The 9,828-nt window shown below is 42.5% G+C and carries 8 protein-coding genes; all 8 read right to left on the reverse strand.

The features are described from left to right. Nucleotides 1-875 precede the first annotated feature (875 nt). Nucleotides 876-1,949 carry a glycosyltransferase family 4 protein gene (locus ACZFYI_RS09925; protein WP_462523972.1) on the reverse strand — a complete coding sequence of 358 codons (1,074 nt, stop codon included), beginning with the start codon at nucleotides 1,947-1,949 and terminating at the stop codon, nucleotides 876-878. Between the two features lie 10 nt (nucleotides 1,950-1,959). Beyond that, nucleotides 1,960-2,223, reverse strand: a complete 264-nt coding sequence (locus tag ACZFYI_RS09930; protein ID WP_462523973.1) for a hypothetical protein — start codon at nucleotides 2,221-2,223, stop codon at nucleotides 1,960-1,962. Continuing rightward, a complete protein-coding gene (locus ACZFYI_RS09935; protein WP_462523974.1) occupies nucleotides 2,210-3,175 on the reverse strand; it encodes a DUF1972 domain-containing protein in 966 nt (321 codons plus the stop codon). Before ACZFYI_RS09935 ends, ACZFYI_RS09930 begins: the two co-directional genes overlap by 14 nt. 182 nt (nucleotides 3,176-3,357) lie before the next feature. Next, nucleotides 3,358-3,945, reverse strand: coding sequence for a dTDP-4-dehydrorhamnose 3,5-epimerase (rfbC, locus tag ACZFYI_RS09940; RefSeq protein ID WP_462523975.1), 588 nt, complete (start codon nucleotides 3,943-3,945; stop codon nucleotides 3,358-3,360). Nucleotides 3,946-4,262: 317 nt separating this feature from the next. Next, nucleotides 4,263-5,339 (reverse strand): glycosyltransferase family 4 protein, encoded by a 1,077-nt coding sequence (locus tag ACZFYI_RS09945; RefSeq protein WP_462523976.1) that lies wholly within the window; start codon nucleotides 5,337-5,339, stop codon nucleotides 4,263-4,265. Continuing rightward, nucleotides 5,336-6,556, reverse strand: a complete 1,221-nt coding sequence (locus tag ACZFYI_RS09950) for a glycosyltransferase family 4 protein (RefSeq protein WP_462523977.1) — start codon at nucleotides 6,554-6,556, stop codon at nucleotides 5,336-5,338. The genes ACZFYI_RS09945 and ACZFYI_RS09950 overlap by 4 nt, the downstream gene beginning before the upstream one ends. Further along, nucleotides 6,553-7,242 carry an acyltransferase gene (locus tag ACZFYI_RS09955; RefSeq protein WP_462523978.1) on the reverse strand — a complete coding sequence of 230 codons (690 nt, stop codon included), beginning with the start codon at nucleotides 7,240-7,242 and terminating at the stop codon, nucleotides 6,553-6,555. The genes ACZFYI_RS09950 and ACZFYI_RS09955 overlap by 4 nt, the downstream gene beginning before the upstream one ends. A 1-nt stretch (nucleotide 7,243) precedes the next feature. Continuing rightward, nucleotides 7,244-9,574 carry a hypothetical protein gene (locus ACZFYI_RS09960; protein WP_462523979.1) on the reverse strand — a complete coding sequence of 777 codons (2,331 nt, stop codon included), beginning with the start codon at nucleotides 9,572-9,574 and terminating at the stop codon, nucleotides 7,244-7,246. Nucleotides 9,575-9,828: the final 254 nt, after the last annotated feature.

The following is a 9,828-nucleotide window of genomic DNA, read 5'->3' on the forward strand; positions in this document are numbered from 1 at the left end:
TTGGCTTTAGCCACAACCCCACCCCGACCCTCCCCACAAGGGGAGGGAGAATCCCACGAAATTTGGTTTAACAGAAAGGTTTGGGATTCCACAGTATCTCAATCCTAACAAAATTCATGTTTGTTTGACAAAAGTCCCCCTTCAGGGGGATATAGGGGGTGAACTTCGAATAATGTTGAATGGTAAATGAAGAATGAACCGCTTCGATATCGGATTTCAATTTCCACCTGCTTTAGCCGGTGGTTGATTGGGAAGCAAGAGTTTTTTTGGCTTTAGCCACAACCCCACCCCGACCCTCCCCACAAGGGGAGGGAGAATCCCTACTGACTTGATTAATTCCTTGAGTTTAGGATTCCACAGCAACGCAACCCTAACCAAATTCCTATTTGTTTGACAAAAGTCCCCCTTCAGGGGGATTAGGGGGCAAAAAAATGGCAGATTTCCCAACCCCCATCGATACCTGGTGTTCATGCGGTAAAAGAAGAATTATCTCACGCAGAGACGAAGGAGTGTTTGACGAATGTTTGTGGAGACACAAACATTGGCGGTAGATTTGTGAGAATATGTAAATCACAGAAGCACTTTACCCATGGCTACCAAGATTTCGCTCCGATGGGGCTGTTTGTTTGTAGACCTTATGCGTCAATCTGAGATATCTGCGGGAGAATATTCTACCTACCATTCTCTGTGCTCCCTGTGAGCTCTGCGGTAAATCAAAATCTCTTCTACCATTTCGGTATAGAGGATTCTCATCCTTAGGAGAAACGTGACCGATCCTTATAGCTGTACGGGAGAAGGATCTCTCTTTTTTTTGTTGTAATTGTTCTAGTGGTTCTAATTGTTGTCGAGGCATCAAGTCTTGAATCTTGCGTCTTTCATCCAGTGTTTTCCATCTTTTTGATTTTGGTTTTCCAGGACATCAACCTATTGTGGAACTGTAACAGGGTTGTCACAAAAGAAAACAGAAACAGCATGGATATAAATGCAAACGTCAGTCCTACCAATTGGTAACTGATAAAGCCAATCAGGATTATCCCTGTCATCAGTCCCAATATTCCCAAACTCGATGCTTTGTGCCTGAGGCCGGTAGTCAGTACCAAATGGTGAAGATGGGTTTTGTCAGGTTGGAAAGGACTTTTACCTGATTTTAATCTTTTTCGGAAGACACGGAGTGCATCAAAAACAGGGATAAGCAAGACGGCTACTACGCCAAGGATTACCAAAGAGACGTTGGGGGTATTCTCTCCTGCTTGGATGAGCCTGATTCCTGACACCACCAAAACAAAGCCTATCATCAATGACCCTGCGTCTCCCATAAATACTTTTTGGCTTTTGCTGAGGTTAAACCTCAAAAACCCAAACAATCCACCGATGTAGGTCAGAAAAACCAATGCAAGCAGGAACTGATTGGTCAAAACAGCCAGAAAGGTGAAGACCGCAAAGCCGGCAACAGCCAGTCCTGCAGCAAGTCCATCTATGCCATCCATCAGGTTGAAGGCGTTTACAGCTCCTGCGATCACTACCAAGGTAAGACCGTATTGGATCCAATCGGCCAATTCATAAATTCCAAATATACCATGTAGGGATTCGATCTTTATTCCTTGGGAAAAAATGAAATGGGCCAATATTAGCTGTATTGCCAATTTCATGGCAGCCTTCATTTCAAAAAAATCATCTATCACACCCATCATCAGTAAAATGCTCATGGCGAGATAAATGTTTTTGAAACCCAAAATACCTAAATCAAAAGGAAAGGCCAAACCCAAGGCCAAAGTGGTAGTGATGAATATCCCGAAACCGCCGATCAAAGGAATGGGCAAAGTATGCACTTTCCGGAAGTTGGGTTTGTCCACCATGTTGATTCTGAAGGCAATTTTTCTCAACACAGGAATTACCAAAAGGGTCAATAAAAAGGCGGCCAAAGGACCGATGATATGGATGGAATTCATAGGAAATGGATTAGAAGTTTAAATTGGTCTTTAAGTGGGCATGGCCCAATTCAAGGAGTTGGTCATAGGGGATATTTTTTGTTTCGGCTTCCACATCGACCTTTTTTGAGGAGGTCAATGCTTCCTCTACCAACAGTTCATACTTGAATGCAATATGAGACCATGTGTACCTGCGCTTGGCGATTGCCTGCATTTCTTCCCCCACCAGTTTCAGTTTGGCATTGTAGATTTTGTTGATTTCAGCAATCAGACTATCCAGGTCAGTAAAGTACAAGGCCCTGTTTTTCGGTGGTGACTTTGTTGTAGGAAACGCCGTTTGCTAGGATCGGCAAGCCTAGGTACATCGCCTCTACCAAGGAGGGATTGGTTCCTCCTGCAGAATGTCCATGAACATACAGGGTTGCGTTTCCGCGGAGAACATCCAGCTTTTCCTGGTTATAGATGGGATCCAAAATATGGATATTGGAATGCTGACTGTATTTGGTTTTGAGGGATTTTCCGTAATCACTTTTGTCCCAATTGCCGACAATAACCAATGGCAAACGGCTTGTTTTGGTAAAGGCTTCCAAAATCACGTGCACCAAATTTTCAGGTTCTATCCTGCAGACCTTAAAGGCATATTGCTCCTTGAGAAAAGGATATTGTTCCGTTACCTCCTCAGTGACCGAAACTTTCAAGGTATGGTCAGCCCCGTATTCAATGATTCTGCTCAATGAACCGTATCGTGCTGCTGTGTAATCCTGAATGGCTTCATTGTCTGAGATGTCGATATGGGAGTATTTGACAGCCATGCCTTCCGCCCAAAACAAATACCACTTGGCCAATAGATTCCACTTGTCTCTTTTCCACTCAATGCCATCTATGGAAATGATGATTTTCTTATTGGTAAAAATCCTGACAAATGGGAGAATCCACGCCCCAGCTACCCCGAGGATAAGAAGCACATCGGCAAAAAACAGGGCGCCGATAATCGATAGGGTATCGTAGGGGATACTTTGGATTCCGTTGGCATCAAAAGGCAGGTACTTGAGTCGCGCTCCCTTGTAACTTGACACCCTTTCGGATTTGCTGTACTTTTTTCCCGAGCAATAGACAGTGATGTCATGCTTCTGTCCGAGGTCTTCGATGAGGTGCTCGGCAAGGGTTTCAAATCCACCATAATTGGCAGGAACGCCCACGGTCCCGATGATGGCGATTTTCTTCTTTTGGTTTAAATTTTTGCTCATAAATTTTTCAATTGTATGCTTTAAGACGAAAGCAATGCCAAAACAATAAAGCGCTTTTATTCAGTAGGTTAGCGAATATTTGGCGGTCTATAATTTTCCATATTTTGGAAAGTAATTGCAAAATGGAATAAGATTGAAAAAGGAAAAGTTGATATGTTATCCGTTTTCAATTGGAAAATTTTCTACCATAGCTGCGCAGTTTTGAGAAATCTCTTTTGCTCAAATGATGCCACATATTCCAACCATGCCATTGCTTTTTGATCTTTTAGGGAGATCTGTGCATTGTCTGTATCGACTTTCCAATCAATACAGAGGTAGCGATCAAGGGGATATACCCCTATTTCCATTTCAGGATTGTAAAAAGCATCACACTTGTAAGAAAAGATGGTCTTATCTTCCAAAACCGAAAAACCATGGAGACACCCTTTAGGAATGAACAATTGGTTTTTGAGGGTGCTGTTGATTTCCACTGTGAAAATTTCACCAAAGGTGGGTGAGTCAAATCGGGCATCCACCACCACATCTATTACCCGGCCCTGAATCACACGGATAAGTTTGGCTTGGGCGGATTCTCCACGTTGGGCATGGAGTCCTCGGATGACACCGTAGTTTGACATGGATTCATTGTCCTGGACAAACTCAGTTTCAATCCCGGTGAATTGTTCGAATTTTTCACTGTGAAAGCTTTCTAGGAAGTAACCGCGTTCGTCTTTGAACACTCTTGGTTGGATCAAGAAGCAGTCTTTGATATTGGTTTTTTGTAATTCCATCATTTTGGAGGTTTAGTAATTTTATATTGAGAATCCGGATTTATACACATTCCATAATTCACATTAAAGATGTTCTTAGGGCTTCAGGAAATCGATCATTCTTTTTTACAGCTACTTTTTTTCCCCGATAAATACGGGGCAGGCTTTGATAAAAAAAGTAGCCAATCCCGAAAGATTTCGGGACAAGACGGCCTACCGAAGCTTCGGGATCATTCCTCCCCACCTCGATCATATAGAATTCAGTTTTTAGATATAGAATTTCGGATTACTCAACAGCGTATGCCTATTTATGTACTCATATTCCATTTTAGACTTGATCAAACAATGCTGTTGATTTGCTCCAGCATGGTTTTTTCTCTGAATAACTCTAATCTTTTTAAAGATGCTTTGGAGAACATATTGAAATAAGTGGGATTATCCATCAGTTCAAGCAGCTTCTTATTGAGCGCTTTCCTGTCTCTCGGATCGACACTGTACCCTGTCACTCCCTCTTCAATGACCTCTAAAATCCCTCCAACAGGAGGCACAATGGCTGGCAAGCCATAAGCCATCCCTTCGATGATGGTCAATCCAAATGTTTCGATCCATTCATCAGGCCTGGATAGGTTTACAATCACATCGGCCCATTGAAAAAATGGATGCAGGTTTTTTTGGGAAGGAAATATTTCAAGATTTTGTGGAAATTGATGTCCGGAAAAAAAAGAATCAATCTCTGCTTGACTGGCATTCAATACAAGTTGGTATGAAAATTTACTGTTGTCTTTTGCAAACTTGATAAATTCGTAAATTCCTTTGTAAGCCTTCAAAGAGCAAACCATCAACACATGTGAGGGCTTTTCATTTTTCCCTTTGGGTAGGACATTGGACAAAAAACTTTCATCAATGGCATTGTACACCAGATGGTTGGGAACTTGGGTGATGCCATGGCTCTCCGACACATATCGGGATACATTGATGATATCTGATGCCGTCCATGATACCACTTTGAGTAAAAACCATTTCAAAACCTCAGGGGTGACGGTGCTTTCATGTATGTGGTAAATCACACGGCAACCTTTTAACTTCCCTACCAGAGCCCCACCAAAAGGCAAGACGGTATTGATGTAAAGGGTATCTGTTTTCTTTACCTGTCCCAGCATCTTAAAGATTAAAATGATCTGACTCAAGGAATAAAAGACAAGACGCAACCAGGGATTGGAGCGGTACCTATACCAACCATCATGGTAGTGCACTCCCTCCATGTGGGAAAGGAACCCATCCTGATGGAGGGAGGTATATAGATGGACTTCACGGCCTTCTTTTACCCAGCTTTTGATAATTTGGCCAAGCACCTTGGGACTTCCGCTGCGGTCATTCAATAAATGAAAAGCGAATATTCTAGGTTGTGCTTTCATAAGCCGGCGTAGACTTTTTGAAGCTGTTCTCCTCTCCTATCCCAATGGAAGAAATTTTCAAACTGCTTCCTTGCGGCTATTCCCATTTCTTTCCTTTTGTGGGGTGATGCATGTAACTCTTGGATGGCTGCGGCCAAGCCGACAACAGTTTGGTCATAGTCTCCCACCGGAATCGCAAAACCGTTTTCCGGGCTGATAAACTCTCCGGGACCTTCATTGTCCAGACAGATAACCGGCAATCCAAACGACAAAGCCTCCGCGACGACCATTCCTGCCCCTTCGTGGGACGGAAACAGAAATGCAGAAGCTACTTTGAATTTTGCCATGAGTTCATCCCTTTCAATCCATGATATAAATTTTACCCGCTCCCCTAATTTCAGATCAGAGACCAGGTATTTTAAAAACCCTTCCTCAGGCCCGCTTCCTATCAAGAGGAGTTCGCAGTTCTCTTGGTCTTTTGAGTCCATTCCTTTCAAAAACTCAGAATAGGCACGAATGGTCAAATCAAATCCCTTTAAGGGGACAAAGCGTCCTGCCGAAATGAGGGTAAATTTGTTGTGATTGGGATCCAATTTCTTCCATCCAAAATCCTGTGTAGCTACCGAAGGTGTGATTGAAAAATTGGATTTGATTCCTAAGGCTTTTGGAACACCTCCATTCATGCAGAGGATATGGTCGGCATTTTTGATGGTCTTGTGTAAAGCAGGCGAGATTTTCCAGAAAAATTGTTTCACCAGCCAAGTCAGGCGGTCGGTGAAGTGGTACTTATATGCAAAGGGTTTGAGGTATTGGGAAGGAATCCGTGGATGATGTCCCACCGGACCCCAAACAAAGGGCTTGTCCAGCTTCCAAAGAAACGATGGAGACCAATCGTTGTGAAAATTTAGGTTGTGGACGATATCAAAATTCAGTTTTTGCTTTTTGATATAAGACATGATTCCACGCTGCCACATAAGGTAATACAACATGGCACCTCGACCACCTTTCTTCCAAAACCGCATCCAATAGGGCAAATCGAAATAGAGGAATTGGACATTGGCGTACAATAGGTCCGGATTTTCAGAAATGTATTTTTCTATATGGGGACGGTTGTTTTCTCTTGTGATGGCGATTACTTTGTTGAAGCGGGCAATCTGCATCACAAAATTCCAGCCCATACCGTCTTCAGAACCTTTGAATGGATTGATGGCATAAGCTGTAGCTAAAATTGTTTTCATATTCTGGTTTTTAAAAGTTTTGCGGGGACACCCCCGATTATTGAGTTTTCCGGAAAGGAATTGTTGACCACGGCACCCGCGGCGATGATGCTTCCGTTGCCGATTTGCACCCCATCCAAGATGGTCACCTTGCTGCCGATCCAACAGTTTTTGCCGATTTTGATGCCTTTCCTCCTTACACCCTGATGGCGGATTGCCATTGAAAGATCGGCTGCTATATGATTTTCAGGATGACAGCTGAAGTACTGACCGATAATGGAATCGTCTCCTATCTCCAAACCTCCTGCCCCGCCTAAGTAGGCATATTCACCCATGCCAACGTTGTTTCCTATTTTGATATATTCACCCAATAGGTTAAATGAAGTAGATACCACTACCCTGCTGAATGCCCCGATGCTGACATTGTCACCTATCTCTATGCCTTGCCTGCCCAAGGCACTGATATGGACATCGTTACCCAATTTCAGAAATCGTCCAAATTTGATTTTTGGCGTGTTGAAAAAGCTGACCCGCTTTCCTAACATTGCCATTTTGGGTTTTTTGAGGAGAAGGAGCAACTTTAAGCCTCTCATCAAACTCCAACATTGTGACCATATAAAGGAATAAAGAGCGACATTACCCAATGCAGGGTCAAAAGAGAAATTTGAATTGCGCCTGCGTATTGATTTCTGGATCAAGGATTTCATATCAAAGGAGTTGCATTTGGGCCTTGGAAGTGATAATTGCCATAGTTTCCTGGAGATGAAGGTTTTCTATTGGAAAATATTTCCCCTTTGCCTTTTTATCCAACTCCCTGAAAAGGTGGAGATAATCCTTGGTCAAGATGGAAATGGCCTCCGCATCCAATTCCTTTTTGCGGTGGAGGATGGTTTCCGCATCTGCATACAAAAAGAAATTGAGATCAGGCTGTAGCAATAATTTATACCCTGCTTTTGTCAACCATTTGGGCAGACGGATATTGCTTCGGAGGCTGTCGTTGATAAAATCGAAATAATACCGGTCATACAGCACCACTTCACCGCGCATCACATGCCTGATATAGACATAAAACTGCCCAAACAGATAGTCTGTATAGTAGTATCCAAAGCGCAGCAGTGAACTGATCCAATTATTGTTTTGGCCCTGACGGGGAAGCGTGGAGGCTGCTTTTTGTTCTGCTTTTTCTTTTCCTTGGGTGATGGCGCTTAGGATTGGCAAAACAGATGGCCGGTGGCGGATGACTACTACTTTTTTGCGAAACTTTTTCTCCAGGGCTCTTTTGGTATGCCCGATGATGGTGGACTTTCCAGCCCCGTCTACCCCACTGAAAGTGATGATGATACCGTTTTGATGGAATGTATTTCTCAACACATCCAAGCCATAATTCACTTTATTGATCAATCCTGACATACCTCTGTTTTCAGACATTGATAAAACTCGGGCACTTAGCATCGAATGATCAATGTTTGCACTTTCTTGCTTATCAAAGAAATGTAAGTACCTGTCCGGTATGTTACTAAAATTAAGGCCGTAGAAGTATTTCAGAAAAGTTTGTGTATCGGCTAAGTTCAGAATTTTAACACCATAGTCATTCCTTTTGGACCTGTTGATCACTTCCGAAACCTTCATAAACTCCAAGGCTTTTCTTTTGAGTTGCCATATGAGGTCCAAGGCAAGAACGCTCCCATCCTGCAAAACCGCAACTATACTCATCATGTGTGATTGAGGTTGAATGTTGACGCGCTTTACCAGAGTGTGCTGCTTGAAATATTGAAGCAGGTTTTGGGCAGTGGTTTTATCTGTCAGCAGGTCGATGTCTGCATATTCGGATAAGTCTTTGGGGGGAATATTGGGAAATTTGATGGCCGCATAATTTTGGTTTTGCATAAAGTCAAAAACATTCCCAATCAGCAAGGACCGGGGATTTTCTTTTGAAGAAAGCAGGTCACTGATGGCTTCATTCCAGGCATTGAGCAGCCAATTGACTTGGATGTGCCATTTTTCCTGCCGGCTATAAATGCCCAAGTAATAAGAAGTATTGACCAACAAATAGGCTTTGAGGCAGGTATCGAAGTCCAAATCAGGCATATTTTCCTCTTTGGTAAGTAACTCAAATGCGGCAATCAGTTTGGGTTTGATGGCACGGTAAGGGAGATGGTCCACCAAGATTCCTTGCTGCATCACGAAGTGGAGGGCATCAAAGCCAAAAGGCATGCGTTCATGGGCCAATTCAAAATCATACAAGCGGATTTTTTCTCCATCTACGAAGCAGTTCCAAGGCGTAAAATCCCCATGGGCAAAGTGGGATGGAATAGATAGCTTGCTGAGCGAAATGGCCAAAGTCTTTAGGATTTCTGTCAAGTTCTTTGGTACCTGTTCGAAAGAGACTTCTTTATCAATTTCTAGATTTTGAAGACAGTTTTGGTAGATCTCTGTTTTACCAAAAAGGATGACTTCTCTAGGTTGGTTTTTTGTTAGCTCCTTAAGCGCCTTGGCATGAAGTGCTGTAAATGAATTAATCCGCTTTCCCCTGCTACCCAAATCAGATAAAGCGAGGATGCCATTCCCGATACTTTTTGAATGAGGGATTTCAAGGTATTGTCCTCCGCTTACAAGATGAAGCATGGCTTTTTCCTGCTCGATCAGACTTTTGGAATTGTCATTCAGAGCAATTTTTATAAATTTTTGTGCGGCGAAAAGAACCAACTTTCGGTTCGGACCTTCGGTTCCGGTAAACAAAGCAAAATGGCGGTTTAGATACGGATTGAGAATATGTGTCTCATCTGCAAGTACCAAAAGGCTGTTTTTCTTAAGGAAAAGATGCTGCAACTTCAAAATGAAAAGGCACCTGATCAGGATGCTGAATACATTTGACCGCAGGTTGGTAACCGCATAAAACCTCAAAAAATCCGGGTTTGGGTTTTCGGCATTCCAAATCCATCTTGGACTTCCATCAGGATTATGCAAAACGTAGATTTTTCTACCTCTTGCTTTATCTGAAGTTCTGTTTAAACCTATAGCTTGTAAAAATTGATCCATTTTTTAATCTTGTTTTCTGACTTATGCCAAATGGAGTGCCTGAAACATAAATCATTGAAAAACAGGGATATAAGTCATTTTTTAAGGAAATCAATTTTCCATATTTTGGAAAATTGTATTTTTTTGGAAACCATTTTTGAAAAATTTGATGTGGTTATAGGCTAGTCTGCCATTATTAAAAAAAAATTAAGCATCCTTTTCGGCCTAAGTATCAAACAGTAACTTATCCGTTACGGCGGATCCAATATCCATTA

Source organism: Aquiflexum sp., assembly GCF_977115555.1.

Excerpts from the sequence above, each read along its gene's own strand:
- ACZFYI_RS09960 (WP_462523979.1), bottom strand. The coding sequence starts at position 9,574 with ATGGATCAATTTTTACAAGCTATAGGTTTAAACAGAACTTCAGATAAA.
- ACZFYI_RS09935 (WP_462523974.1), bottom strand. The coding sequence starts at position 3,175 with ATGAGCAAAAATTTAAACCAAAAGAAGAAAATCGCCATCATCGGGACC.
- ACZFYI_RS09925 (WP_462523972.1), bottom strand. The coding sequence starts at position 1,949 with ATGAATTCCATCCATATCATCGGTCCTTTGGCCGCCTTTTTATTGACC.
- ACZFYI_RS09955 (WP_462523978.1), bottom strand. The coding sequence starts at position 7,242 with ATGAAATCCTTGATCCAGAAATCAATACGCAGGCGCAATTCAAATTTC.
- ACZFYI_RS09945 (WP_462523976.1), bottom strand. The coding sequence starts at position 5,339 with ATGAAAGCACAACCTAGAATATTCGCTTTTCATTTATTGAATGACCGC.
- rfbC (WP_462523975.1), bottom strand. The coding sequence starts at position 3,945 with ATGGAATTACAAAAAACCAATATCAAAGACTGCTTCTTGATCCAACCA.
- ACZFYI_RS09950 (WP_462523977.1), bottom strand. The coding sequence starts at position 6,556 with ATGAAAACAATTTTAGCTACAGCTTATGCCATCAATCCATTCAAAGGT.